Annotated in this window: 19 protein-coding genes; 11 read left to right on the top strand and 8 right to left on the bottom strand. The window is 71.9% G+C overall.

The features are described 5' to 3' along the window. The first annotated feature begins 10 nt into the window (after positions 1-10). The 4 genes from wecB (at position 11) to ACSURM_RS09140 (ending at position 4192) form a co-directional block, all read left to right on the top strand. Positions 11-1201: a non-hydrolyzing UDP-N-acetylglucosamine 2-epimerase gene (wecB, locus tag ACSURM_RS09155; RefSeq protein ID WP_436954510.1), complete on the top strand. Its 1191-nt coding sequence runs from the start codon at positions 11-13 to the stop codon at positions 1199-1201. A gap of 55 nt (positions 1202-1256) precedes the next feature. Then, complete coding sequence (locus tag ACSURM_RS09150; RefSeq protein ID WP_436954509.1) at positions 1257-1979, top strand: hypothetical protein; 723 nt, start codon at positions 1257-1259, stop codon at positions 1977-1979. A 93-nt stretch (positions 1980-2072) separates the two neighbouring features. Continuing rightward, a complete protein-coding gene (locus tag ACSURM_RS09145; RefSeq protein ID WP_436961008.1) occupies positions 2073-3305 on the top strand; it encodes an FG-GAP repeat domain-containing protein in 1233 nt (410 codons plus the stop codon). Beyond that, positions 3302-4192 (top strand): UTP--glucose-1-phosphate uridylyltransferase, encoded by an 891-nt coding sequence (locus ACSURM_RS09140; RefSeq protein WP_436954508.1) that lies wholly within the window; start codon positions 3302-3304, stop codon positions 4190-4192. The genes ACSURM_RS09145 and ACSURM_RS09140 overlap by 4 nt, the downstream gene beginning before the upstream one ends. 25 nt (positions 4193-4217) lie before the next feature. Here ACSURM_RS09140 and ACSURM_RS09135 read toward each other — a convergent pair whose 3' ends face one another. The 3 genes from ACSURM_RS09135 to ACSURM_RS09125 all read right to left on the bottom strand — a co-directional run bounded on the left by ACSURM_RS09135 (position 4218) and on the right by ACSURM_RS09125 (position 7457). Next, positions 4218-5060, bottom strand: coding sequence for a carbohydrate ABC transporter permease (locus tag ACSURM_RS09135; RefSeq protein ID WP_436954507.1), 843 nt, complete (start codon positions 5058-5060; stop codon positions 4218-4220). Next, complete coding sequence (locus ACSURM_RS09130; protein ID WP_436954506.1) at positions 5057-6016, bottom strand: carbohydrate ABC transporter permease; 960 nt, start codon at positions 6014-6016, stop codon at positions 5057-5059. Before ACSURM_RS09130 ends, ACSURM_RS09135 begins: the two co-directional genes overlap by 4 nt. 106 nt (positions 6017-6122) lie before the next feature. Continuing rightward, the gene (locus ACSURM_RS09125) at positions 6123-7457 is read right to left on the bottom strand and encodes an ABC transporter substrate-binding protein (protein ID WP_436954505.1); all 1335 of its coding nucleotides are present in this window, start codon (positions 7455-7457) and stop codon (positions 6123-6125) included. 267 nt (positions 7458-7724) lie between these two features. On the opposite strand from ACSURM_RS09125, the gene ACSURM_RS09120 reads away from it, so the two are divergent. Both ACSURM_RS09120 and ACSURM_RS09115 read left to right on the top strand, forming a co-directional pair. Further along, positions 7725-10160, top strand: a complete 2436-nt coding sequence (locus ACSURM_RS09120; RefSeq protein WP_436954504.1) for a glycoside hydrolase family 2 protein — start codon at positions 7725-7727, stop codon at positions 10158-10160. Continuing rightward, positions 10157-11188 carry a LacI family DNA-binding transcriptional regulator gene (locus ACSURM_RS09115; RefSeq protein ID WP_436954503.1) on the top strand — a complete coding sequence of 344 codons (1032 nt, stop codon included), beginning with the start codon at positions 10157-10159 and terminating at the stop codon, positions 11186-11188. The genes ACSURM_RS09120 and ACSURM_RS09115 overlap by 4 nt, the downstream gene beginning before the upstream one ends. Before the next feature lie 165 nt (positions 11189-11353). Here the strand turns inward: ACSURM_RS09115 and ACSURM_RS09110 are convergent, their stop codons facing one another. Next, entirely contained in the window at positions 11354-12706 is a 1353-nt protein-coding gene (locus ACSURM_RS09110; protein WP_436954501.1) for a cellulase family glycosylhydrolase, read from the bottom strand. Positions 12707-12965: 259 nt separating this feature from the next. Between ACSURM_RS09110 and ACSURM_RS09105 the strand changes: the two genes are divergently transcribed. Further along, a complete protein-coding gene (locus ACSURM_RS09105; RefSeq protein ID WP_436954500.1) occupies positions 12966-13571 on the top strand; it encodes a lytic polysaccharide monooxygenase auxiliary activity family 9 protein in 606 nt (201 codons plus the stop codon). A 145-nt stretch (positions 13572-13716) separates the two neighbouring features. Here ACSURM_RS09105 and ACSURM_RS09100 read toward each other — a convergent pair whose 3' ends face one another. Further along, positions 13717-15246, bottom strand: coding sequence for a helix-turn-helix domain-containing protein (locus tag ACSURM_RS09100; protein WP_181793548.1), 1530 nt, complete (start codon positions 15244-15246; stop codon positions 13717-13719). Between the two features lie 311 nt (positions 15247-15557). Beyond that, the gene (locus ACSURM_RS09095; RefSeq protein WP_436954499.1) at positions 15558-16277 is read right to left on the bottom strand and encodes a DUF4232 domain-containing protein; all 720 of its coding nucleotides are present in this window, start codon (positions 16275-16277) and stop codon (positions 15558-15560) included. A gap of 313 nt (positions 16278-16590) precedes the next feature. On the opposite strand from ACSURM_RS09095, the gene ACSURM_RS09090 reads away from it, so the two are divergent. The 4 genes from ACSURM_RS09090 (at position 16591) to ACSURM_RS09075 (ending at position 23935) form a co-directional block, all read left to right on the top strand. After that, positions 16591-18921, top strand: coding sequence for an ATP-binding protein (locus tag ACSURM_RS09090; protein WP_436954498.1), 2331 nt, complete (start codon positions 16591-16593; stop codon positions 18919-18921). A 248-nt stretch (positions 18922-19169) separates the two neighbouring features. Further along, positions 19170-21887 carry an aconitate hydratase AcnA gene (gene acnA / locus ACSURM_RS09085; protein WP_436954497.1) on the top strand — a complete coding sequence of 906 codons (2718 nt, stop codon included), beginning with the start codon at positions 19170-19172 and terminating at the stop codon, positions 21885-21887. A gap of 483 nt (positions 21888-22370) precedes the next feature. Further along, on the top strand, positions 22371-23282 hold the full coding sequence (locus ACSURM_RS09080; RefSeq protein ID WP_436954496.1) for an NADP-dependent oxidoreductase: 912 nt from the start codon (positions 22371-22373) through the stop codon (positions 23280-23282). 65 nt (positions 23283-23347) lie between these two features. Further along, positions 23348-23935, top strand: coding sequence for an NADPH-dependent FMN reductase (locus ACSURM_RS09075; RefSeq protein WP_436954494.1), 588 nt, complete (start codon positions 23348-23350; stop codon positions 23933-23935). On the opposite strand, the gene ACSURM_RS09070 is transcribed toward ACSURM_RS09075, so the two are convergent. Next, a complete protein-coding gene (locus tag ACSURM_RS09070) occupies positions 23923-24798 on the bottom strand; it encodes an alpha/beta hydrolase (protein ID WP_436961007.1) in 876 nt (291 codons plus the stop codon). The genes ACSURM_RS09075 and ACSURM_RS09070 overlap by 13 nt on opposite strands. A 223-nt stretch (positions 24799-25021) precedes the next feature. Further along, positions 25022-26008, bottom strand: coding sequence for a dTDP-glucose 4,6-dehydratase (rfbB, locus tag ACSURM_RS09065; RefSeq protein WP_436954493.1), 987 nt, complete (start codon positions 26006-26008; stop codon positions 25022-25024). Positions 26009-26098: the final 90 nt, after the last annotated feature.

Here is a 26098-nt window from a genome sequence, read left to right as displayed (position 1 = left end):
CTGTTCCGCCGTGAAGAGAGTCGCCCTTGTCATGGGCACCCGTCCGGAGGCAATCAAGTTCGCTCCGGTGATCCGTCTTCTCCAGCGCGACCCGCGCTTCGAGCCGGCCGTCATCTCCACCGGCCAGCACCGCGAGATGCTGCACGAGACCCTCGCCGCCTTCGGTCTGTCGGTCGATCACGACATGGCGGTGATGAGGGAGCGCCAGACGCTCTCCGGAACCACCGCGCGCATCCTGGAGAGCCTCGACACCTACCTCCCGGAGGAACGCCCGGACGCCGTCCTCGTCCACGGGGACACCGCGACCACCCTGGCGGGCGCGCTGGCCGCCTTCCACCACCGCATACCCGTGGTGCACGTCGAGGCCGGACTGCGCAGCGGCACGCTGTCCTCGCCCTTCCCCGAGGAGGGGAACCGCCGGCTCGTCGCCCGGGTCGCCGACCTGCACCTGGCACCGACCTGGGGCAACCGCGACCACCTGCTGAAGGAGGGCGTGCCCGCCCGCGACATCGTGGTCACCGGCAACACCGTCATCGACGCCCTCCAGTGGGGCGCCCGGCACGCCGCCGACTGGGGACGCCCCGAACTCGAGGACCTGGAACAGGAGAGCCGCCGGGTCGTCCTCGCCTCCGCCCACCGCCGGGACGCCTGGCCCCAGCTGAGCGACATCGCCCGCGCCTGGCGGCGGCTCGCCGACCGCGGCGACGTGCGCGTCGTCATCCCGCTGCACCGCAACCCGGCCGTACGCGAGGCGATCCTGCCCGTCGTCGCCGGCCACCCGGACATCACCGTCACCGACCCCCTTCCGTACCTCTCCTTCTGCAGGCTGCTCGACCGCGCCGACATGATCATCTCGGACAGCAGCGGCGCCCAGGAGGAGGGCCCGGCGCTCGGCACCCCCACCCTGGTGCTGGCCGACGTCACCGAGCGGGTGGAGACCATCGAGACCGGCGCCGCCCGGCTCGTGGGCAAGACCACCGAGGGCATCGTCGAGGCCGCCGCCTCCCTGCTGGACGACAGCGCCGCCTACACCGCCATGGCCCGCGCGGTCAATCCGTACGGCGACGGCTACGCGGCCGAGCGCACGGTCGGAGCGCTCGCCCACTACTTCGGCCTCGGCCCGGCGCCCTCCCTCTTCGCCCCCGAAACGGCCCTGGTCACCGGGCACTTCCCGGCCGGCGTGGCCCAGCTCGCCGGCTGACCCGGACCCGCGCCGCTCCCCGGACCGGGAGCACAGCCACTGACGAAGGACACCCATGGCACTCACCGAGACGGTGCTCGCTTTCTCCACCCGTACGCTGCGCGCCCGGCTCACCGCGCCCGGCGACGAGACACCCCTGCGCGAGGAGACCCTGGTCGTGAACCCCACGGCCCTCCCGCTCGACCTGGGCACCGACCAGCCCTCCCTGGTCCCCGCCCTGCGGTCGGCCGTGCTGAACCGGGTGACGCTCCGCCACCCCGGCCCGCTGCTGCTGTTCACCGGCTGGGAACAGCAGGACCTGACGGACCTCGGCACCCGGGAGGGATGGCTGCGCATCGGTGACGACCCGTCGCTGGCCGCCGGCGCCGGCGAGGGCGCCCCCTTCCCCGCGCACACCCCCCTGTGGCGCTCGCCCGTGGAACAGCTCGGCACCGTGACGCTCCCGCCGGAGCTGCTGGGCATCCCGAGCGCCGCCCGCACCGCCGTCCCGCTGCGCCTTCAGGCCAACCTCTGGTACGCGCCGGCCGGCACCGACTGCCACATCCACCGCAAGCACGAGTTCCTCGAAGTCCACACCCAGATCGCGGGGCGCGGACGCATGCAGAAGTTCCACGCCCAGGACGCCGCCACCCGCTACCAGGACCTCGCCCTGGAACCGGGCGCCACCCACGCGCCGTTCTGCGCCCACGACGACACCGGAGCCTGGCACTACCCCTGGCACCGCTACTGGTCGGACACCGACTGCGTCTGGCTGGCCCTGGAGTACCACCCCTGCTGACCCCGCCGTCCGCACGACCCGCCGATCCCGAGGAACACCACCGCCCGCAACATCCAGGAGAGTGACGCCGTGACAGACCACACGGACAGCCCGATGGTGCGCATCCCCCGCTTCGACTCCGAGACCGTCACCGACCAACTGCGCGACGGCTACTGGCTGGAGGCCACCGACCTCGACGGCGACGGCCGCGTCGACCTGTTCGGCTACGGCCTGCGCCTGGGCGAGATCTACTGGTACCGCAACGACGGGACCTGGGAGCGCCGGCTGGCCGCCGACGGGATCCACATGCCGGTGGGCGCCGACTTCGCCGACATCAGCGGCAACGGCGTCGCCGACATCATCGTGTGCCACGAGCTGTACGGCCCCATCGGCACCATCGTGGACCCCGACCCGGAGGGCGGGAAGATCAGCTGGCTGGAGAACCCGGGCCAGCCGGACAAGGACCCCTCGCGCTGGAAGCGCCACTACGTGGGGCGGGCCGTGGGCATGCACCGGCTGCGCGCCGGCTACTTCACGCAGAGCGAGCGCCTGGAGATCATCGGTCTGCCCATCGTGGCGGTGGAGGACGTCCACGCCGTCCTGCCGGTGGTGATGTTCACCCAGCCCGACGACGTGCACAGCGCCGCCGAGTGGCCCATGACCGTCATCGACGACCAGCACTTCCGCATGATCCACGGGGCGGAGAAGAAGAAGGGACTCATCCCCGGCAGCGACCGCGACAGCCTGCTGCTGGCCTCCGACGAGGGCGTCACCTGGCTGTACTGGGACGAGGAACGCGCGCAGTGGGAACGCGTCCTGATCGGTACCGGCGAGCGCGGCCAGTTCGAGCGGACCGGCTTCCGCGGCAGCGGCGACCTGAACGCCGGGCGCCTCGGCGACGACCCCCTGGCCTACGTCGCCGCGGTCGAGCCCTTCCACGGCAACACCGTCGCCGTCTACACCAAGCGGCCCGAGCCCGACGGCACCCACACCTGGACCCGCACGATCCTCGACGTGTTCGGGGACCCCAACGAGAACGGCGAAGGCCCCGGACACCAGATCGTCTGCGCCGACTTCGACGGCGACGGCGACGACGAGTTCCTGGTGGCCCTGCGCGGCCCCTGGCCCTGGCAGGGAGTCTTCTACTACAAGGCCCTCGACGCCCGGGCCGGGGTGTGGACCAAGTGGCGCGTCGCCGACGAGTCCGTGGCCCGGATCGCCCTCGGCGACTTCGACGGCGAGGGCCGGATCGACTTCGCCACCATCTCCTACGCCGTCGACAACTACTACGTCGCCAAGGACGCCAGGATCACGCTGCACCGCAACCGCACCGGGGAGGACCGATGAGCCGCGTCCGCAAGGCCGTCATCCCGGCGGCCGGCCTCGGCACCCGCTTCCTCCCCGCGACCAAGGCGACTCCCAAGGAGATGCTGCCGGTCGTGGACACCCCCGCCATCCAGTACGTCGTCGAGGAGGCCGCCGGCGCCGGGCTGGACGACGTCCTGATGATCACCGGACGGAACAAGCGGGCCCTGGAGGACCACTTCGACCGCAACCACGAACTGGTCACCGCGCTCCGGCGCAAGGGGGACGAGCGGCGGCTGGCCGCCGTCACGGCCTCGGACGACCTCGCCACCGTGCACTACGTCCGCCAGGGCGATCCGCTCGGCCTCGGCCACGCCGTGCTGTGCGCGGCGGACCACGTCGGCGACGAGCCGTTCGCGGTCCTGCTCGGCGACGACCTCATCGACCCCCGGGACCCCCTCCTCGGCACCATGCTCGACGTGCGGGAGCGGCACGGCGGCTGCGTGGTGGCCCTGATGGAGGTCTCCGAGGAGGACATCGGCCGCTACGGCTGCGCCTCGACGGCCCCCGGGGACACCCCCGACGTGCCCCGGATCACCGGGCTGGTGGAGAAACCGGCCCCGGGAACGGCGCCGTCCAACCTCGCGGTCATCGGGCGCTACGTCCTGTCGCCGGAGATCTTCGACGTCCTGCGGACCACCCCGGCCGGGAAGGGCGGCGAGATCCAGCTCACCGACGCCCTGCGGGCCCTCGCCTCCGGTGCGGCACCCGGCGGGCCCGTCCACGGCGTGGTCTTCCGCGGCCGCCGCTACGACACCGGGGACCGCGGCGCCTATCTGCGCGCCGTGGTCCGCCTGGCCTGCGAACGCGAGGACCTGGGCCCGGACTTCCGCGACTGGCTGCGCAAGTACGTCGCCAACGAGCTCTGAGCCCGCCACCGCCCCCGGCCGCGGATCACTTGGTCGCGCCCTGCGCGAAGCCGTTGTAGATGTAGCGCTGGAGGAACAGGAAGACGACGAGGGTCGGCACGATGACGAGGATCGTGCCGGCCGAGATGTTCTCCCAGTGCGCGCCGAACGGACCCTTGAAGCGGAACAGGGCGGTGGAGACGGTGCCGAGGTCCTCGGACGGCATGTAGAGGAAGGGGATGTAGAAGTCGTTGTACACGGTGATCCCCTTGATGATGACGACCGTGGCGATCGCCGGTTTCAGCAGGGGCAGGATGATCCTCCAGTAGATGGTGAGGGAGTTGGCCCCGTCCAGCCGCGCCGCCTCGTCCAGGGACACCGGGATGCCGCGGACGAACTGCAGGAAGATGTAGATCGAGACGATGTCCGTGCCCATGTAGAGCAGGACCGGCGCCCAGATGGTGTTGAACAGCCCGAAGCTGTTGACCACTTGGAAGGTCGCCACCTGGGTGGTGACCCCGGGCACCAGGGTGGCGACCAGGAACAGCGCCATGACGGGCTTCTTCAGCCGGAAACGGAAACGGTCGATGGCGTACGCGGTCATCGACCCGATGAGCACCGTGCCGGTCAGGGAGAACAGCAGGATGACGGCCGTGTTGAAGAAGGCGGACAGCATCTTGCCGTCGTTGAACGCCGTCACGTAGTTGCCGAAGTTCAGCCAGTCGCCCGGCAGCGACAGCGCACCGCCGTCCGCGACCTCCTCGGAGGTCTTCAGCGAGGTCAGGAAGACGACGGCGAGCGGGACCAGCACCACCAACGAGGCGACGATCAGCGACAGATAGGTCAGCGCGGGGCCGGTCCGGCGGCGGGCGGGCAGGGGCGCGGTCATACGAGGTCCACCTTCTCGTCGGGCACGAGGCGGCGCTGGATCCAGGTGATCAGCAGGATGATCAGGAGCAGGACGACGGCGGCGGCCGAGGCCAGACCGGTCTTGTTGAACTGGAAGGCGAGCTTGACCGTCTGGATGACGAACGTCGTCGTGCCGGTCGCGCCGCCGGTCATGATGTAGGGGATCTCGAACACCGACAGCGAGCCGGAGACGGCCAGGATGACGCTCAGGCTGATCACCGGCCGGATGCTCGGCGCGATGATGTGCCGGAACTGCTGCAGGCGCGAGGCCCCGTCGAGCTGGGCGGCCTCGTACAGTTCCGCCGGGATGGACTGGATCGCGCCGAGGAACAGCACGAAGTTCAGCCCGGTGAACCGCCACACGGACACCCCGGCCAGGGAGGTGTTGGCCGACTCGGGATCGCCGAGCCAGGCGTGGCCGGAGCCGGCGCCGAACCAGGACAGCACCGAGTCGAGCGTGCCGCCGTCCTGGAAGAAGTACAGGAAGACGAAGCCGATGGCCACGCCGTTGATCAGGTAGGGGAAGAACAGGATGCCCTTGAACAGGTTGCGCAGGCGCAGGTCGAAGCTGAGCACGGTCGCGAAGTACAGGGCGATCACGATCTGCACGGCCGAGGCGGCGAGGTAGTAGAAGCTGACGAAGAACACCCGGAACAGCTCGGGCCGGGTGAGCAGCTGCTCGTAGTTGTCGACGCCGGTGAAGCGGCGGTCGGGACTGACGCCGTCCCAGTCGGTGAAGCTGTAGTAGATCATGTTCCCGACCGGCACATAGGTGAACGTCACCAGCAGGGCCAGGGGAACGGCCAGGAACAGCCAGGGGGTCAGCCGGCGCAGCGTCCGGCCGCTCCGGCGGCCGCCGTCCGGTGTGCGCGCCGCGCCGGGTGATGCGGTGGCGCGGGGCACCTTGGCGGGTGCCGTACGGGTCGTCTCGGTCATCTCGGCCTTCCGTCCTCCATCTCGGCCTTCCGTCTTCGCCGTCGGTACGGCGGGCCGGGCCCCGCCCGGCGCGTACGGGCTACGGGCGGTCGGGGCCCGGCACCGTTCAGGAACCGGCGGTCCGCGCCGCCTCGTTCCACCGCTTGTCCAGGTCGGCGAAGTAGCCGTCGAGGTCGCCGCGCTGCGCGCCGCGGGCGAGGTCGATCAGCTTCTGGCGGTAGTCGGGCTTGTTCAGCCCGATCTCGGCCGCGTTGTCGATCGCGTTGACCTCACCGGTTTTCGCCTCGGAGCGCTCCAGGAAGACGACATCGTTGTCAGTGAAGTCCTTCAGCGTGCCGGGCATCGGGGCGGACTTCAGGGCGGGGACGGCGCCCTCCCTGGCCGAGTAGCCCGACTTCTGGGTGAACCAGTCGATCCAGGCGCGTGCCGCCGCCTTGTGCGCGGAGTGGGCGTTGACGGCCTGCTGGTAGTCGGAGGCGAGGACGGCGCAGTACTTGCCGTCCTTCCGCACGGGGAAGGGCATGAAACCGATGTCGTCCGGGTCGGTGCCGGCCTTCTCCGCCGCGTCGCGCATCTGGGTGATGGCCCAGGAGCCGAGGTGCATGGTGGCGACCTCGCCGCGCGCGATCAGCCCCTTGGACGCCTCCCAGTTGGTGGTGTTGGGGTCCTTCTCCGACAGGCCGTCCTTGACGATGTCGTGGAGCAGGGAGTCGATCGCGCGCAGTTCGCCGCCCTCGCGCCAGGGCGAGACGGCGCCGGCCAGTTCGTCGCCGGCCTTGGCGTCGCAGGTGACGGAGCCGATGCTGTTGCTCCAGGCGGTCAGCGGCCAGCCGTCCTTGAAGTTCGTGTAGTACGGCAGGGCGTCCGTCTTCGCCTCGACGGCCCGCAGACCGGCCAGGAACTCGTCCGGCGTGGCGGGCCAGTCGGTGATGCCGGCCTTCCTCCAGACCGCCTTGTTGTAGACGAAGCCGTTGGCCGTGCCGAACTGGGCGATGCCGTAGACCTTGCCGCCGACCTCGGTCTTGTCGCTGAACCGGTAGGTGCCGCCCAGGTCGGCGGCGGTGCCGAGGGGGGCGAAGAACTTCGGGTAGTCGTTCTTGGCCACGGCGGCCGGGATCATCAGGACGTCGCCGTAGTCGTCGGTGTTCATCCGGATCTTGACCTCCCCCTCGTAGTCGGTGAGGGCCTCGAACTTCACCTTCACCTTGGGGTAGACCTTGTTGAACTCCTCGGCGTACCGGGCCATCGTCCCGTTCTGCACGAGGTCGGTGCGGTGGGTGAGGACCTTGATCGTGCCCGAGGCGTCGGCCGGGTCGTCCGGTGCCTTCGCCGTCTCACCGGAGACCGCGCCCCCGCCGCCGCACCCCGCGACGGTCAGCACCGCGGCGGCCAGCAGCCCGCCGCGCCACCGACGCCCAGCGAACGTCGTGTTCTTCCCCATGTGCCCAGCTCCTCCAGGATCGCGGCTCAGCTCTGCGAGTGGGATGTCGGCACTATGGCAGCCGCTGGTGAACCGGTAAAGCTCCAATTTCCAGCGTGATGCGCAATCGTTACCGAAGCCCGTAACCCGATCCTCTGACGTGCTGTTTCCCTTGCCACTCATTACGGCTACATAGATAGACCGGTTTATAGACAGCGGGTGGGCCGCGCGTTAGGTTGTGCGCCGTTGCCCGTTGACCGGTCTGAGTCAGGCGATTGGAGCCGCACCATGAAGGACGTCACCCAGCTCGGCGAGGGCTGGAGCCTGCGCCACGGGGAGGAACTGCTGGAAGCCCGGGTGCCCGGTTGCGTCCACACCGACCTCCTCGCCGCCGGGGCCATTCCCGACCCCTTCCTCGGCCGCAACGAGACGGACGTCGCCTGGGTGGGCCGCCGCGCCTGGACCTACGTCCGCCGGCTCGGCCACGACAGCGGCCACGAGCGCACCGACCTGGTCTTCGAGGGCCTCGACACGGCCGCGTACCTCACCCTCGCGGGCCGCCCCCTCGGCACCACCCGCAACATGCACCGCACCTACCGCTTCGACGTCACCGGACGCACCGGTGAACTGGAGGTCCGCTTCGCCTCCGCCTACGACGAGGCGGCGGCGGTCCGCGCGGTGACGGGGGAGCGGCCCAACGTCTATCCCGAACCCAGCCAGTACATCCGGAAGATGGCGTGCAACTTCGGCTGGGACTGGGGACCCACCCTGGTCACCGCGGGCATCTGGCGGCCGGTCCGGCTGGAGCACTGGTCCACCGCCCGCCTGGCCGAGGTGCGGCCCCAGGTCACCGTGGCCGGGGGCACCGGCCGCGTCGAGGTACGGCTGCGCGTCGAGCGCACCGAGCGGGGACGGGACCGGCGCCTGCGCGTCACGGCGGAGACGGCCGGCGTCCGGGCCGAGGCCGAACTGACCGGCGACGAGACGGTCCTCGCCCTCGACGTCCCCGACCCCCGCCTGTGGTGGCCGCGCGGATACGGCGAACAGCCCCTGTACGACCTCGATCTCACCCTGAGCGACGACAGCGGCCCGCTCGACACCTGGCACCGCCGGATCGGCTTCCGCACGATCGAGCTGGACCGCTCCACCGACGCCCACGGCACCGGCTTCACCCTGGTCGTCAACGGCGTACGGGTCTTCGCCCGGGGCGTCAACTGGATCCCCGACGACGCCTTCCCCTCCCGGATCACCCCCGAGCGCTACCGCACCCGGCTCACCCAGGCCGCCGACGCGGGCGTCGACCTGGTCCGGGTGTGGGGCGGCGGCATCTACGAGGACGAGGCGTTCTACGACGCCTGCGACGAGCTGGGCCTGATGGTCTGGCAGGACTTCCTCTTCGCCTGCGCCGCCTACCCGGAGGAACAGCCGCTGCGCGGGGAGATCGAGGCCGAGGCGCGCGACAACGTCGTCCGGCTGATGCCGCACCCCTCGCTGGCGCTGTGGAACGGCAACAACGAGAACCTGTGGGGCTTCCGCGACTGGGACTGGGAGGGCCCGCTCGCCGGGGACTCCTGGGGCGAGGGCTACTACCTCGGCCTGCTGCCCCGTATCGTCGCCGAACTCGACCCCACCCGCCCCTACACCGCGGGCAGCCCCTGGTCCGGCTCCTGGGACCACCACCCCAACGACCCCGCCCACGGCACCCACCACTCCTGGGAGGTGTGGAACCGCCAGGACTACGCCGAGTACCGGGCGAACGTGCCCCGCTTCGTCGCCGAGTTCGGCTGGCAGGCACCCCCGGCCCTGGCCACCCTGCGCCGCGCGCTGCCCGGCGAGCCCCTCACGCCCGACTCCCCGGGCATGCTCCACCACCAGAAGGCCGAGGACGGCAACGGCAAGCTGAACCGCGGCGTCGCCCGCCACTTCCCGCCGCCCGGCGACGACTTCGACCGCTGGCACTACCTGACCCAGCTCGTGCAGGCCCGCGCCGTCGCCGCCGGCGTCGAACACTGGCGCTCCCACTGGCCGGTGTGCGCCGGCACGGTCGTCTGGCAGCTCAACGACTGCTGGCCGGTGACCTCCTGGGCCGCCATCGACGGCGACGGCCGCCCCAAACCGCTCTACCACGAGCTGCGCCGCGTCTACGCCGACCGGCTGCTCACCCTCTGCCCGGACCCCGACGGCCTGGTGCTCGCCGCGGTCAACCAGGCCGCCACGCCCTGGCGGCCGGCGGTGACCCTGCGCCGGCTCGACGCCGACGGCACCACGCTCGCCGAAGCCGTGGTCGAGCCGGCCGCGGGCCCCCGCTCGGTCGCCCGGATCCCGGTCCCCCCACACCTCGTACCGGACCCGCGCACCGGCAGGGAATTCCTGGTCGCGGACGCCGGGGAAGCCCCCCGCCCGGGCGGCGCCGGGAGCGGGGAAGGGCTGCGCGCACTGCACTTCCCCGTCCCCGACAAGGACTTCGCCTACCCCGGCCCCCGGTACGACGTCACCCTCGAGCCCGTGCCCGGACCGGGGGATAGAGTCGACGTCGTGGTGAGCGCCCAGACCCTCGTCAGAGACCTCCTGCTCCAGCCCGACCGGCTGGGCCCGGCCGCCGTCTGCGACCGCGGCCGGCAGACCCTCCTGCCCGGTGAGCGCACCCGCATCCGGGTCGAGGGCTGCGGCCCGGTCACCGTGGACGCTGTCGAAGCCGCCCTGTTCTGCGTGGACCTCGGGTGAGCGGCACCGGGGAACGCGTCACCATCAAGGACGTCGCGGCGCGCGCCGGGGTGTCCAAGGGCGCCGTCTCGCTCGCCTTCAACCACAAGCCCGGCGTCTCCGAGGCCACCCGGGAACGGATCTTCGCGGCGGCCCGGGAACTGGGCTGGGCCCCCAGCGCCACCGCGCGCAGCCTGTCCAGCAAGCGGGTCGACATCGTCGGGCTGGCCCTGTGCCGGCCCGCCCGGCTGCTCGGCCTGGAGCCGTTCTACATGGACTTCATCTCGGGCATCGAGAGCGTCCTGGCGGAGCGGTCCTGCTCCCTGCTGCTGCGGCTGGTGCGGGACCCGGACGAGGAGATCGCGCTCTACCAGGAGTGGTGGCGCGGCCGGATGATCGCCGGGGCGATCCTCGTGGACTTCCGCGAGGACGACCCCCGGGTGCCCGCCCTGGAGCGGCTCGGCATGCCGGCGGTCGCCGTCGGCCACCCCCGCCTCACGGGCGCCTTCCCGGCGGTGTGGACGGACGACGCGTCGGCGGTCGCCGAGGCCGTCCGCTATCTGGCGGCCCTGGGCCACCGGCGCGTCGCCCGGGTCGGCGGCCCGGCCGACCTGGGCCACAGCGCCATCCGCACCCGTGCCTTCGCCGACACCGTCCGGGAACTCGGCCTGGAGGAGGCACGGCAGATCGCCACCGGCTTCGACGAGAAGGAGGGCGCCCGGGCCACCCGCACCCTGCTGCTCGCCGCCGACCGGCCGACCGCGATCGTCTACGACAACGACATCATGGCGGTCGCGGGGGCGGGCGTCGCCGCGGAGATGGGGTTCACGGTCCCCGACGACGTGTCGCTGCTGGCGTGGGACGACTCCCAGTTGTGCCGGATCACCCATCCGACCCTGTCGGCCATGAGCCACGACGTGCACCACTTCGGCGCCGAGGTGGCGCGCGTCCTCTTCGACGTGCTCAACGGCGTGCACACCGGCGGCCACCAGGTCCCGACCCCGTCCCTGACCCCACGCGGCTCCACGGCACGGGCGCCGGAGGTGTAGCCGGGACAGGGCCGACCGGCGGTCTTCGGCGACCGGTTGCGGTCTCGTGGGCCGATCGCGCGCGGGCCGTGCGGAAGGGCCGCGTCCACAGCGGACGCGGCCCTTCGATGTGCCGGACTGCCGGGCTACTGGCCTTCCGGGATGGGGACCGCCGGGAACCCCGGATCAGCCCTTCGCGCACGCCGCGCCGTTGAGGCCGAAGGCGGCCGGGACGCCGTTCGCGGTGCCGGAGGAGCCGTTGAACCCGAAGCTCACGGAGCCGCCGGCCGGGATCGTCTCCGTCCAGGACTCGTGGGTGACCTTCACCTCGCTGCCCTGCTGGACGGCCTTGGCGTTCCACACGGAACCGAGCTTCTGGTCCCCGGGGAAGGCGAAGGCGAGCTGCCAGCCCTTGACGGCCGTCGTCCCGGTGTTGCGGATGGTGACGTCCGCGTTGAACGAGGCGCCCCAGTCGCCGAGGCGGTAGTCGACCGAGCAGCTCGCGGGCGCGGGACCGGATCCGCCGTCACCGAAGACGCCCGACTCCCGGGCCGTCTGCCGGATGCCGTCGGCGCCGGAGAAGACGCGCTGTCCCCAGCCGGTGAGGCGCGCGGCGTCGAAGCCGGTGGCCATGTCCAGGTACTCGACACCGCCGCCGTTGCCGCTCCAGGACCAGCCGAGGTAGCCCACACCGAGCTGCCGCGCGCTGGACATGATGGCGTCCTCGTCCGGATCGCCGTCCGAGTGCATGTCGCCGAATTCCCCGACGACGATGGGAAGCCGCTGCGAGATGAACCGGTCAAGGTAGCTTCTGACCTTCTCAGCGGTGTTGAATACGCCGTACATGTGGATCGAGAACACCGTATTGCGCTCGGGATCCGCGGCGAACACCTCGGCGGCGTGGTCGCGCATGGTGAAGGACCAGTCCTGGCCCCAGTTCGGGGCGTCCACCATGAGCGTGTGCCGGAACCCGGCCGCCCGCATCCGGGCCAGGGCGCCCGCGGTGTCGGAAGTCCAGGCCGCGTAGCCGGAGTTGCCGTACGGCTCGTTCCCGATGTTCAGGATGACGTACTTCTCCTGGCCCTGAACCGCGTCCTTGACGCCGATCCAGTAGTCGACGGCGCGGGAGAGGGTGACGGCTCCGGCCTGCTCGCCGTAGCCGGTGGTGTCGTGGGCCTCCAGGACGCAGACGAGCCGGTTCTGCTTGCACTGCGCGACGACGGCGGCGACGTCCGCGGCGTCGTTCTTCGTCCACCGATCACCCGTGGCGAGCACCACGCGCACCGAGTTGGCGCCCAGGGCCTTGACGTCCTTCAGGGTCTGCGCCGTCCTGGCGGGATACCAGGCGTGCGCGTGGTTGACGCCCCGCAGGACGAAATCCTCGCCGTTCGCGTCCAGCAGCCGGCCCCCGGCGACATGGAACCCCGGGGCCGCCTGGGCCCGTGTCTGCGGCTGTGCCTGCGCGGAGGTCGGTGCGGCCAGTAGCGAGGCGGCGCAGGCCAGCAACGCTCCCGCCGCGGCGGCCAGTCTCTTTCTCATCTCTGCTCCCCAAATACCGCTGCCCGGAGGTGGTGTCGCGGCGAGGCTAGGGCGAGAGATTGAAAGAGACAACCATCTGAGCAAAACCGGTTAAGTTTAGTGGGAGTTCAGTGCCCGGGGTGCCTGTCGCCCGGTCCGGCCGACTCGGGGGCGGCATTGGTATGGACATGTCCGGGCGGCCGCAATAGCCTGGGTCTTGGTCTAGACCAACGCACGGTTCGGCTCGATCAACTCCCCACGCGTTCCGAGGAGCGGCTACATGCGCACCAAGGGCAAGTTGTACGCGGCCGTATTAGGCCTCGCCACCGCCGGCGCCTTCGTCCTGTCCACCGGCGGCGCCAGCGGCCACGGCTACACCGACCTCCCCATCAGCAGGCAACTGCTCTGCGCCGACGGCACGGTGCGGGGCTGCGGCGAGATCCAGTGGGAGCCGCAGAGCGTCGAGGGCCCCAAGGGCTTCCCGGCGGGCGGACCGGCCGACGGGCAGCTCTGCTCCGGCGGCGAGACCCGGTTCGGCCAGCTCGACGGCGCCCGCACCCCGAGGGGCGCGGAGTGGCCGACCACCAAGGTCACCGGCGGCCAGAGCTACACCTTCCGCTGGCAGTTCGAGGCCCGGCACGCGACGACCGACTTCCGGTACTACGTCACCAAGCAGGGCTGGAACCAGGGCCACGCCCTGGCCCGCGCCGACCTGAACACGACACCGTTCCTGACGATCCCCTACGGCGGCAAGCAGCCGCCGGCCACCCTCAGCCACAGCGGCACCCTGCCGACCGGGCTGAGCGGCCACCACGTCATCCTCGGCGTCTGGACCATCGCCGACACCGGCAACGCGTTCTACGCCTGCTCGGACGTGACGTTCTGACCCAACCCCCCCCGGCCGACCCTGAACCACCGGCCATGAGGTCCTGATCCGGACCCGCCCTCTCAACGCGGGACCGGAATGTCGCGGCCTCTCTGTCCGACCCGCCTCACCGCAGGTCGGACAGAGAGGCCGCGGCAGCGGCGTATCAGATGTCCCGGAAGATCTCGATCTGCGCCCCGATCGAGTTCAGGCGCTCGGCCAGGTCCTCGTAACCGCGGTTGATGACGTAGACGTTGCGGAGCACCGACGTGCCCTCCGCCGCCATCATCGCCAGCAGGACGACCACCGCCGGGCGCAGGGCCGGCGGGCACATCATCTCGGCCGCGCGCCAGCGGGTCGGGCCCTCGACCAGGACGCGGTGCGGGTCCAGCAGCTGGAGCCGGCCGCCGAGGCGGTTGAGGTCGGTCAGGTAGATGGCGCGGTTGTCGTAGACCCAGTCGTGGATGAGGGTCTTGCCCTGCGCGGTGGCCGCGATGGCCGCGAAGAACGGGACGTTGTCGATGTTCAGGCCGGGGAACGGCATGGGGTGGATCTTGTCGATCGGCGCCTCCAGCTTGGAGGGGTGGACCGTGAGGTCGACCAGGCGCGTACGGCCGTTGTCGGCGCAGTACTCGGGGCTGCGCTCGTGGTCGAGCCCCATCTCCTCCAGGACCGCCAGCTCGATCTCCAGGAACTCGATCGGGACCCGGCGCACCGTCAGCTCCGACTCGGTGACCACGGCGGCGGCCAGCAGGCTCATCGCCTCGACCGGGTCCTCGGAGGGCGAGTAGTCGACGTCGACGTCGATGTTCGGCACGCCGTGCACGGTGAGCGTGGTGGTGCCGATGCCCTCCACCTTCACGCCGAGCGCCTCCAGGAAGAAGCACAGGTCCTGGACCATGTAGTTGGATGAGGCGTTGCGGATGACGGTGACGCCGTCGTGGCGGGCGGCGGCCAGCAGCGCGTTCTCGGTCACGGTGTCGCCGCGCTCGGTCAGCACGATCGGCCGGTCCGGGCGGACCGAGCGGTCCACCTGCGCGTGGTACTGGCCCTCGGTGGCCGCGATGTCCAGACCGAACCGGCGCAGGGCGATCATGTGCGGCTCGATGGTCCGCGTGCCCAGGTCGCAGCCGCCGGCGTACGGCAGCTTGAAGCGGTCCATGCGGTGCAGCAGCGGGCCGAAGAACATGATGATCGAGCGGGTGCGCACGGCGGCCTCCGCGTCGATCGCCGCCATCTCCAGCTCGGCGGGCGGGACGATCTCCAGGTCGACGCCGTCGTTGATCCAGCGGGTGCGCACGCCGATGGAGTTCAGTACCTCCAGAAGGCGGTACACCTCCTCGATGCGCGCCACCCGGCGCAGGACCGTGCGTCCCTTGTTCAGCAGCGACGCGCACAGCAGGGCCACGCACGCGTTCTTGCTGGTCTTGACGTCGATGGCGCCGGACAGACGGCGACCGCCGACCACGCGCAGATGCATCGGACCCGCGTAACCCAGGGACACGATCTCGCTGTCCAGGGCTTCACCGATTCGGGCGATCATCTCAAGGCTGATGTTTTGGTTGCCGCGCTCGATGCGGTTGACCGCGCTCTGGCTGGTGCCGAGCGCCTCCGCGAGCTGCGTCTGCGTCCAGCCCCGGTGCTGCCGGGCGTCACGGATGAGCTTGCCGATGCGTACGAGGTAGTCGTCTGACATGACCTTGAGGCTATCTCAGATATGAGATGGCGCTCGCCAGGGGGGTCTGTCCGGGTGACGGGATGACGGGATGTCAGCCGGTCGGCCGTACGGGAGGCCGTCGCGCCGGGCGGGAAGGGCCCGTACCCAGCCCCGCCCAAGGCGCGGGGGAACCGCAGGCCCGGCGGGAGAGGCGCTCGCCCTCCGCCGCGAGGGCCGGCCGTGTGCCGTATCCCTCGCGGCCGGGGCGAGCGCCGGTGCCGGCACTCAGAACCAGCACTCAGAACCAGCCCACAGAACTGGCACTCAGCCCCGGCACACAGAACCGGCACTCAGAAATCGTCCGCGCCCTCGCGGAGTTCGGGCGTCCAGTAGCCGGTCAGCGCCTTGGCCGGGTCGACGGCGATGCCTTCGCTGCCGGGCGCGGTCACGGCGATGACCGTGGGGTCGCCCTCCAGCATGACGGAAAAGTCCGTCACGGGCTCGACGTCCTCGTCCATTCCGCCGTCCGACAGCTTCACCAGGGCGTAGGCCGGGGCTCCCGGCGTGAGCACGACCGGGCCGGCCGGCTTGCTCTTGGCGACGGCCGGGACATCCCGCTTGTGGCTCTCCAGGAACTGGATCTGCGGGAAGCCCGTCAGCCGGCAGGCGTGGGAGGAGGTGTTCTTCGCGGTGAGCACGATGTGGGTGTACGGCGGACCGTCCTGCGTGGCGGCACTGATGGTGACGTTCCCCGCGGTGCAGAGCGGGGAGGAGGCGGAGGCCCGCTCACCGGTGGTGACGGAAGAGCCGCTGGAGCCGGTCGAGCCCGCGGAGCCCTTCGATCCCTGCGACCGCGCCGAGTCGGTCGAGCCCGTCGCCCCGGACGTGCCGGTGCCCTTTTCGCCGGCCGGCTGGGCGGTCACCTCGGTCGCCGCCACGGTGGCCGCCACGGTGGCCTCGGGGGTGGCCGAGGACGCGGTGTCCCCGCCGCTCTGGCAGGCGGTGAGGGACAGGACGAGAGCCGTGCCCGCGACGGCGAGCAGCGCGGAGCGGTGACGCGGAGTGTTCATAGAGGTTCCCCCTGGAGAGTGCGGGGCCGCGGCGTGGTGCCGTCGGCCGAGGTCGTGTTGCCGGTGGTGCGCGGTCGTGTTGCCGGTAGTACGCGGTCGTGTGCCGGTGGTACGCGGCCTGTTCCGTCGACGGCGGGTGGTCCGGGCCGGCCGGGAGCGTGTGCGCCCCGGGAGGCCGGCCGTTCCGCGTCGGCCTTCAGTCGATCACTTCCGGTCTGTGCCGCCCAGGCGGTTCCACCGGCAGAAGTACCGTCGGCCATACTTCTGCCGGACGCTCGCGACCGGACGAGCCAGACGAGCGGGGACATCGACGGTGCGCGACGGCACGCCCTCCAGCAAGGGCCACGGCACGCCGCCCGGCGGGGACTTCGGGCAGGAGCTGCGTCGGCTTCGGGCCCGTGCCGGACTGAGCCAGGAAGCCCTCGCGCACGCCGCCGGGGTGAGTGTCCGGGCGCTGGCGGACATGGAACGCGGGCGTACCCGGGGACCGCAGCGCCGTACCGTACGGGCGCTGGCCGAAGCGCTGGGGCTGGACGACGGCGAGGCGGCGGGCCTGGAGGAGGCCGCCGCCCTCGGCCGTCCGCGCCCCCGGGCGGCCCTCGGCCCGGCCGGCCCCGGCCCGCTGGCCCTGCCGCGCGACATCGGGGACTTCACCGCACGCGGCCCGGCCCTCGCCAGGCTGCTGGACCTGGCGCGGAGCACCGCCGAGGACCGGCCGGTGGTCAGCGTGGTCGCCGGGCAGCCCGGTCTGGGCAAGACCGCGTTCGCGGTGCACGCCGCGCACCGCCTCGCCCCGCTCTTCCCCGACGGGCGGTTCGCCCTGGACCTGCACGGAATGGACCCGGAACCGACCACGCCCCGGGACGCGCTGGCCCGGCTGCTGGGCGCGCTGGGGGTCCCCGACGCCGCGCTGCCGGCCGGCACCGACGACCGCGCCGGCCTGTGGCGGTCCCTGGCCGGTGAACGGCGCGTGCTCCTGCTGCTGGACAACGCCGCCGACGAGGCCCAGGTCGCCCCCCTGCTGCCCGGCGCCGGCCCGTCCTTCACCCTCGTCACCAGCCGGCACGCCCTGGCGGGTCTGGAGTCCGTGCACCGCACCGATCTGGCCCTGCTGCGGCGCGAGGAAGCGGTGGAACTGCTGACCCGCATCATCGGCCCGGACCGGGTGCGGGCGGAGGCCCAGGCCGCCCGCGACCTCGCCGACCTGTGCGGGCATCTCCCGCTGGCCGTCCGGATCGCCGGCCAGCGGCTTCTCAGCCGTCCGCACGAACGCCTCGCCAAGCTCGTCGCCCGCCTCGCCGCCGAGGGCCGGCGGCTGGACGGCCTCCAGGCCGGGAGCCTGCGGGTGCGCGCCACCTTCGCGCTCTCCTACCGTCAGCTCCCCCCGGACACCCGGACCTTGCTGCGCCGTGCCGCGCTGGCCGCCGGGGCGGACTTCAGCCCGGAGACCGGGGCGCTCCTGGCCGGCCTGTCCTACGACGAGGCGGTCGCCCGCGCCGAGGAACTGACCGACGCCGGTCTGCTGCAGAGCGACCCCGCCGCCGAGCGGTACCGCTTCCACGACCTGCTCAGGCTCTACGCGGCCGAGCAGGCCGACGCCGAGGACGGTCCCGAGGTCCGGAACGCCGTCCTCGACCGGACCGCGGACTGGATGCTGCGCCGGGCCACCGCCGCCGCGCTGCACTTCGACGTCGACCACGAACGGACCGGGGCGGACGCGGACCCCGACCCGGACACGGCGCCCACCGGCCGGGACGAGGCACGGGCCTGGCTGGAGGCCGAGCGGGCCCAGTGGCTCGCCGCGCTGCGCCGGGCCCACGAGACGGGCCGGCACCGGCAGGTCCTGGACGCGGCGGAGGCGATGCACTGGTTCTCCGACCTCAACCAGCACTGGGAGCAGTGGGTGGAGGTGTTCCGGCTCTCCGCCGACGCCGCCCGCGCCCTGGGCAGCAGGCCTGAGGAGGCGATCCACCTCAACTATCTGGCCTGGGCCCACAACATCTGCGTCCACGACCCCCGTGCCGCCTTGACCAGCGCCGACGCCGCGCTCACGGCGGCCCGCGACTGCGGGGACGGGCTGCAGGAGGGCTGGGCGCTCGGCTACGGCGCGGGCGCGCTCAGCCGGCTGGGCCGTCCGGAAGAGGCCCAGGAGCGCCTGCGCGGCGCGGTCCGCTGTCTCGCCGCGCAGGAGTCCCCGGAGGGCCGGCTGGCCGAGCTGACGGCCCTCAACTCCCTCGGCACCCTGCTGCGCCGGGCCGGCCGGGCGGCGGAGGCCCTGGACATCCACCGGCGCAGCGAGCGGATCTGCCTCGCGGGGGTCCCGGGCCGGACCGAGGAGGTGATCGCGTTGTACCACGCGGTCGCCCGGCAGCAGATCGGCAACGATCTGGCGGCCCTGGAGCGCTGGCAGGAGGCGGAGGTGCCGCTCCGGCAGGCCCTCGCCGCCTTCGAGGCGGCGCAGATGCCGGCCTGGGCCGCGCAGGCCCGGCTCGACCTGGGCCAGGCGCTCGGCGCCGTGGGGCACCCCGAGGCCAGGGAGACGCTGATCGCCGCCCGCGCCGCCCTGGCGACGCTGCGCGACCCGCACCAGGGGGAGGCCGACGCCGCGCTCGCCGCGCTCGACCGGAGCACCGCGGACACCTGAGGTCCGCCGTCGGCCGGGGGCGCGCACGCGCGGAAAGCCCCGCCGCCGACCGCCGAAGAACGCGTGCGGACATGACCAAGCCGCGCCCATGTACTAGTGTTATCTCGACATCGAGATATCTGCCGAGGCGCACCGCGGTCGCCACACTGGTAAGGCATGCCTAACTTAGCCTGACCTTACTGGTTCGGCCAAGCCGGCGTGGCGGCACGATTGACGGTGGTACGCGCACATCAATGAAGGAGACTGTCGTGTCGGCGAACAGCTTCGACGCCCGCAGCACGCTGCAGGTGGGCGGCGAGTCGTACGAGATCTTCCGGCTGGACAAGGTGGAGGGCTCGGCCCGGCTGCCGTACAGCCTCAAGGTCCTGCTGGAGAACCTGCTCCGCACGGAGGACGGCGCGAACATCACCGCCGATCACATCCGCGCCCTCGGCAACTGGGACTCTCAGGCCCAGCCCAGCCAGGAGATCCAGTTCACGCCGGCCCGCGTGATCATGCAGGACTTCACCGGTGTCCCCTGCGTCGTGGACCTCGCCACGATGCGCGAGGCCGTGAAGGAGCTGGGCGGCGACCCGGCGAAGATCAACCCGCTGGCGCCGGCCGAGCTGGTCATCGACCACTCCGTCATCGCCGACAAGTTCGGCACCACCGACGCCTTCAAGCAGAACGTCGAGCTGGAGTACGGCCGCAACAAGGAGCGCTACCAGTTCCTGCGCTGGGGCCAGACCGCCTTCGACGAGTTCAAGGTCGTCCCGCCGGGCACCGGCATCGTCCACCAGGTGAACATCGAGCACCTGGCCCGTACGGTCATGGTCCGCAACGGTCAGGCCTACCCCGACACCCTGGTCGGCACCGACTCGCACACCACCATGGTCAACGGCCTCGGCGTCCTCGGCTGGGGCGTCGGCGGCATCGAGGCCGAGGCCGCCATGCTCGGCCAGCCGGTCTCCATGCTCATCCCGCGCGTCGTCGGCTTCAAGCTCACCGGCGAGCTGAGCCCCGGCACGACCGCCACCGACCTCGTGCTCACCATCACCGAGATGCTCCGCAAGCACGGTGTGGTCGGCAAGTTCGTCGAGTTCTACGGCGAGGGTGTGGCCGCCACCTCCCTGGCCAACCGCGCCACCATCGGCAACATGTCGCCGGAGTTCGGCTCCACCGCCGCCATCTTCCCGATCGACGACGAGACGCTGAACTACCTGCGTCTGACCGGCCGTTCCGAGCAGCAGGTCGCGCTGGTCGAGGCGTACGCCAAGGAGCAGGGCCTCTGGCTGGACCCGGCCGCCGAGCCCGACTTCTCCGAGAAGCTGGAGCTGGACCTCTCCACGGTCGTCCCCTCCATCGCCGGCCCGAAGCGCCCGCAGGACCGCATCGTTCTCGCGAACGCCGCCGAGCAGTTCAAGCAGGACGTCCGCAACTACGTGGACATCGTGGACGAGGCGGGCCAGGAGTCCTTCCCGGCCTCCGACGCCCCGGCGGTCGCCCCGAACGGCGCCCCGAGCAACCCGGTCCAGGTGACCGCCCCCGACGGCACCACCTACGAGCTGGACCACGGCGCGGTGACGGTCGCGGCCATCACCTCCTGCACCAACACCTCCAACCCGTACGTCATGGTCGCCGCCGCCCTGGTGGCCAAGAAGGCGGTCGAGAAGGGCCTGACCCGCAAGCCGTGGGTGAAGTCCACCCTGGCCCCGGGCTCCAAGGTCGTCACCGACTACTTCGACAAGGCCGGCCTCACGCCGTACCTGGACAAGCTCGGCTTCAACCTGGTCGGCTACGGCTGCACCACCTGCATCGGCAACTCCGGCCCGCTGCCGGACGAGGTCTCCAAGGCCGTCAACGACCACGACCTCGCCGTCACCTCGGTCCTGTCCGGCAACCGCAACTTCGAGGGCCGGATCAACCCCGACGTCAAGATGAACTACCTGGCGTCCCCGCCGCTGGTCGTGGCCTACGCCATCGCCGGCTCCATGAAGCTGGACATCACCCGCGAGGCGCTGGGCACCGACCAGGACGGCAACCCGGTCTACCTGAAGGACATCTGGCCCTCCGAGGCCGAGGTGAACGACGTCGTCGCCAACGCCATCGGCGAGGACATGTTCTCCAAGTCCTACAGCGACGTCTTCGCCGGCGACGCCCAGTGGCAGTCGCTGCCGATCCCGACCGGCGACACCTTCGAGTGGGACGCGGAGTCCACCTACGTCCGCAAGCCCCCGTACTTCGAGGGCATGACCATGGACCCGGCCCCGGTCGAGGACATCGCCGGCGCCCGTGTCCTGGCCAAGCTGGGCGACTCGGTCACCACCGACCACATCTCCCCGGCCGGTGCCATCAAGGCCGACACCCCCGCCGGCAAGTACCTCACCGAGCACGGTGTCGAGCGGCGTGACTTCAACTCGTACGGCTCCCGCCGGGGCAACCACGAGGTCATGATCCGCGGCACGTTCGCCAACATCCGCCTGCGCAACCAGATCGCGCCCGGCACCGAGGGCGGCTACACCCGCGACTTCACGCAGGACGGCGGGCCGGTCTCCTTCATCTACGACGCCTCGCAGAACTACCAGGCCGCCGGCATCCCGCTGGTCGTCCTGGCCGGCAAGGAGTACGGCTCCGGCTCGTCCCGCGACTGGGCGGCCAAGGGCACCGCGCTGCTCGGTGTGAAGGCCGTCGTCGCCGAGTCCTACGAGCGCATCCACCGCTCCAACCTCATCGGCATGGGCGTGCTGCCGCTGCAGTTCCCGGAGGGCGCCTCCGCCGAGTCCCTCGGCCTGACCGGTGAGGAGACCTTCTCCATCTCCGGCGTCACCGAGCTGAACGAGGGCCGCACCCCGCGCACGGTGAAGGTCACCACCGACACCGGTGTGGAGTTCGACGCGGTCGTCCGCATCGACACCCCCGGTGAGGCCGACTACTACCGCAACGGCGGCATCATGCAGTACGTGCTGCGCAACCTGATCCGCAAGTAAGCGGTACGGCACAGCGGTTCGGCAGAGGGCCGCGTCCCCGGGCACCCGGGGGCGCGGCCCTTCGCCGTCCCGGACGGGAAAGCTCTGGCGGACCCGGTGTACTCGGCCACCGGGTCCGCGAGCCGGGCAGGCGAGGGGGGCGGGTACCTGCCCGGAGAGGGGGGTCGGGGCGCGCGGCCGACGTGACCGCCGAGCCTCGCGACATCGTTGTCATCGGCCGTGTCCCGACTCTACCGCCGCGACCGCCGAGCCCGTCAACCCGCTTTCCTAGCCCGACCGGGTGATACCGGCGCGCGCCTGCCGGAGCGTACGCGGGCCTCTGTGGTACCAGCGACGCCCTCTGTTGCCCCTGGGGTCGGTGTGGCCTCGGCCGGCGCTTGACCTCAAGCGGACTTGAGCTTCTACGTTCGTCCTGTTCCCGGCGACGGCGAGCCGCAGGCCGCCGATCAGCCGAAGTGCCGTGCCGTTAGGAAGGGTTGAACCATGAAGGCTGTCGCGTTCCGCGCGTTCGGAGGGCCCGAGGTCCTGGAGCTGATGGAGCTGCCGACGCCCGAACCGGGGCCGGGTGAGGTGCGGGTGAGGGTGAAGGCGGCCGGTACCCAGCCCGTCGACTGCGCGGTGCGCACCGGCTGGGTCCCGCCGGGCTTCACCGTCACCTTGCCGCACATCCCCGGCGGCGACTTCGCCGGCGTGGTGGACGCGCTCGGCGAGGGCGTCACCGGGTTCTCGGCCGGCGACGAGGTCCTGGGCTTCCGCACCCAGCTCACCTACGCCGAGTACCTCGTCGTCCCCGCGGACCAGATCGTGCCCAAGCCCGCCGCGCTGTCCTGGGAGGTCGCCGGCTGCCTGTCCGCCTCCGGACAGACCGCCCACACCGCGATCGAGCTCCTCGGTGTCGGCGCGGGCGAGACCGTGCTGATCAACGGTGCCGCCGGCGGGGTCGGCACCATCGCCGTGCAGCTCGCGGTGGCCCGGGGCGCCAAGGTGATCGCCACCGGCCGCGAGGAGAACCACGCCTACCTGCGCGAGCTGGGCGCCGTCCCTGTCGCCTACGGCGCGGGCCTGATCGACCGGGTCCGCGCGGCGGCGCCCGAGGGCGTGGACGCCGCCCTGGACGCGGCGAGCGTCGAGGGCCTGCGGGTCGCGGCCGAACTCGTCAAGGACAAGGACCGGGTCGGCACCGTCTTCGCCCACGCGGTCTACGAGGAGCTGGGCGTGCGCTGGATCCGCAGCATGCGCTCGGCGCGGCGGCTCGCCGAACTGGCCGGACTGGTCGCCGACGGGGAGCTCACCGTGCACATCCGCAAGACCCTGCCGCTGGCCCGGGCCGCCGAGGCGCATCGCGAGCTGGAGACCGGCCACGGCCGCGGAAAGATCGTCCTGCTGATCGGCTGAGCGCCGCCCGCCTCATCCCCCTTTCCTTCCTTTGCCTTCCTTCCACTCTTGCGAGGAGATCTCTCATGCCCACGGACCCGCTCAAGATCGGCGTCATCATCGGCAGCGTGCGCACCGGCCGCTTCGCCGACAAGGTCGCCCAGTGGTTCCTCTCCGAGATCGGCCGGCGCGAGGACATGGACGTCCACGTCATCGACCTCTCCGAGCCGGCGCTGGTGGCGGAGCTGAAACTCACCCTGGACGCCACCGACCCGGGGGAGGGCACGCTCACCCTGGCCCAGCGCATCGGCGGACTGGACGGGTACGTCGTCCTCACGCCCGAGTACAACCACGGCTACCCGGCCTCGCTGAAGCTCGCCCTCGACTACGTCTACCGCGAGTGGCGGGCCAAGCCCGTCGGCTTCGTCTCCTACGGCGGCATGGCAGGCGGTCAGCGGGCCGTGGAGCAGCTGCGCCAGGTCTTCGCCGAGCTGCACGCCGTCACCCTGCGCGACACCGTCAGTTTCCACATGGCCTGGGACCGGTTCGACGAACAGGGCCGCCCGAGGGACGCCGACGGCGCCGGCAAGGCCGCCGCCGTGCTGCTCGACCAGCTCGCCTGGTGGGGCCTGACCCTGCGCGAGGGCCGCGCCGCCCGCCCCTACGAGGGCTGATACCGGGCCGGCGCACCGGGCGGCGCCGCCGCGCGGGCCAGCAGGCACTCCTCCAGGAAGGCCAGGGCCCGCAGATGGTAGGTGCGGGCGGCCCAGCCGAGGCTGATGTTGTGCCCGGCGTCGGGCAGCCGGTCCACCACCGCGCGCGGTGCGGCGAGCGGCGCCAGCAGGGCGCGCACCCCCTCCTCGTCGGTGCGCCACCACTGCTCCTGCTCGGCGAAGGTGAACCGGACCGGCACCCGCACCCGGGCCGCCAGCTCCGGGTACATCCGGGGCCACGACAGGGTCTCGCCGGCCTCCGTGACCGGCACCGGGGCCACCAGCCGCTGCCCCTCCCGGAAGGCCTCCGGCGGGTACAGCCGCAGCTGCCCCCAGTGCCGCCGCCAGGCCCCGGGCGCACCGGCGCCGGGCAACTGGTCGGGCGTCACGGCGAAGGCGCTGCCCAGCCCGGACAGGTCCAGCCCGAGCAGCGGGGCCGGCAGGGCGTCGGCCGCCGCGGTGGACAGCGCGAGCCGGCCGCCGCCGGAATGGGCGAGCAGGAAGAACCCCGCGCCGACGGGCCACCGTCCGGCGAAGTCGGCGAGGGCGGAGCCGAGCGTGGCGGTCTGCCCGGCCAGGTCCTGCCCGTCCGGCAGCGCGGCGGCCGAGGCGCCGTAGCCCGGGCGGTCGAGCGCCAGCACGGTGCAGCCGAGCCGGCTGCCCAGCTCCAGCAGCGACAGGCCCGGCCGCGCCCGGTTGTCGAAGTAGCCGGCCCGCATGCCGCTGCCGTGCAGGGCGAGCACCACGGCCCTGGGTGTCCGCCCCGCCCCGGGTTCGGCGAGGAGCCCCGACAGCCGTACTCCGTCGCCGCCGTCGAGCGTCAGTTCCCGGGGGCCGGGCGGGTCGTCCGGCGGGGTGGGCGTGGGGGAGTCCGGACGGGTGAGCCCTGGCGACGGTACGGCCTGCACCGGGGGTACCTCCTGTCGTGGGCGGCGGGGTGACGAGCGCTGCGGTGACGAAAGGGGCGGACATGCCTTTCTACCAAGCGGTTCCCGCGAGCGCCGCCGGTGCGGCGCGGCCGGCCGTACGGCGGACGCGGCCGGCCGCTCAGCGGGCGTCGCCGTCCGCCGGGTGCCGGGCGGCCTTCCACCAGCCGGGGTGGTCGCGGTACCAGGCGACGACGTCGGCGAGTCCTCGCTCGAACGGGATCCGCGGGGCGTAGCCCAGCTCCTCGCGGATCTTGGTGTCGTCCAGGGCGTAGCGCAGGTCGTGTCCCTTGCGGTCGGGCACGTGCCGCACCCGCGACCAGTCGGCGTGGCACAGCGCGAGCAGCCGTTCGGTGACCTCGCGGTTGGTGCGTTCGTCGCCGCCGCCGACGTTGTAGACCTCGCCCGGCCGGCCCCGGTCGAGCACCAGCGCGACGGCCCGGCAGTGGTCGTCGACGTGCAGCCATTCGCGCACGTTGTGCCCGTCGCCGTAGAGCGGCACCGGCCGGCCCTCCAGCAGGTTGGTCACGAACAGCGGTATCAGCTTCTCGGGGTGCTGGTAGGGGCCGTAGTTGTTCGAGCAGCGGGTGATCGAGGCGTTCAGGCCGTGCGTGCGGTGACAGGCGCGGACGAGCAGGTCCGAGGACGCCTTGGAGGCGGCGTAGGGAGAGTTGGGCAGCAGCGGGTGGTCCTCCGTCCAGCGGCCCTCGGCTATGGAGCCGTAGACCTCGTCGGTGGAGACGTGGACGAACCGCTCGGTGCCGGCCGCGAGGCAGGCGTCCAGCAGCGTCTGGGTGCCGGCCACGTTGGTGCGGACGAACTCCGCCGCCGACCGGACCGACCGGTCCACGTGCGACTCCGCGGCGAAGTGCACCACCGCGTCGTGCCCGGGCAGGAGCCGGTCCAGCAGCTCCGCGTCGCAGATGTCCCCGCGTACGAAGTCCAGCCGGGGGTGCGCCGCGGGCAGGTTGTCCCGGTGTCCGGCGTAGGTGAGCTTGTCGAGGACGGTCACCCGGGACGTCTCGTGGCCGGGGTAGCCGCCGTCGAGCAGTGTGCGCACGAAGTGCGAGCCGACGAACCCGGCTCCGCCGGTGACCAGCAGTCTCATGCCGTCGCCGCCTCCCGTGCGGTGCGGTCGGGGGTGCGTGGTGTCATCGGTGCTCCTGTGGCCTGTCGGGTCCTCGAAGGCAGTATGGGC

The organism is Streptomyces sp. SudanB182_2057 (assembly GCF_964272715.1).
GTDB lineage: Bacteria > Actinomycetota > Actinomycetes > Streptomycetales > Streptomycetaceae > Streptomyces > Streptomyces rubradiris.
Note: the sequence above shows the minus strand (reverse complement) of the source record. Positions and strands in the feature narration are given on the sequence as shown.

Coding starts and splice junctions, on each gene's coding strand:
- ACSURM_RS09105 (WP_436954500.1), top strand. CDS start 12,966: ATGCGCACCAAGGGCAAGTTGTACGCGGCCGTATTAGGCCTCGCCACC.
- ACSURM_RS09145 (WP_436961008.1), top strand. CDS start 2,073: ATGGTGCGCATCCCCCGCTTCGACTCCGAGACCGTCACCGACCAACTG.
- rfbB (WP_436954493.1), bottom strand. CDS start 26,008: ATGAGACTGCTGGTCACCGGCGGAGCCGGGTTCGTCGGCTCGCACTTC.
- ACSURM_RS09130 (WP_436954506.1), bottom strand. CDS start 6,016: ATGACCGAGACGACCCGTACGGCACCCGCCAAGGTGCCCCGCGCCACC.
- ACSURM_RS09135 (WP_436954507.1), bottom strand. CDS start 5,060: ATGACCGCGCCCCTGCCCGCCCGCCGCCGGACCGGCCCCGCGCTGACC.
- ACSURM_RS09140 (WP_436954508.1), top strand. CDS start 3,302: ATGAGCCGCGTCCGCAAGGCCGTCATCCCGGCGGCCGGCCTCGGCACC.
- ACSURM_RS09125 (WP_436954505.1), bottom strand. CDS start 7,457: ATGGGGAAGAACACGACGTTCGCTGGGCGTCGGTGGCGCGGCGGGCTG.
- ACSURM_RS09075 (WP_436954494.1), top strand. CDS start 23,348: ATGCCCACGGACCCGCTCAAGATCGGCGTCATCATCGGCAGCGTGCGC.
- ACSURM_RS09080 (WP_436954496.1), top strand. CDS start 22,371: ATGAAGGCTGTCGCGTTCCGCGCGTTCGGAGGGCCCGAGGTCCTGGAG.
- ACSURM_RS09100 (WP_181793548.1), bottom strand. CDS start 15,246: ATGTCAGACGACTACCTCGTACGCATCGGCAAGCTCATCCGTGACGCC.
- ACSURM_RS09150 (WP_436954509.1), top strand. CDS start 1,257: ATGGCACTCACCGAGACGGTGCTCGCTTTCTCCACCCGTACGCTGCGC.
- ACSURM_RS09095 (WP_436954499.1), bottom strand. CDS start 16,277: ATGAACACTCCGCGTCACCGCTCCGCGCTGCTCGCCGTCGCGGGCACG.
- ACSURM_RS09120 (WP_436954504.1), top strand. CDS start 7,725: ATGAAGGACGTCACCCAGCTCGGCGAGGGCTGGAGCCTGCGCCACGGG.
- ACSURM_RS09110 (WP_436954501.1), bottom strand. CDS start 12,706: ATGAGAAAGAGACTGGCCGCCGCGGCGGGAGCGTTGCTGGCCTGCGCC.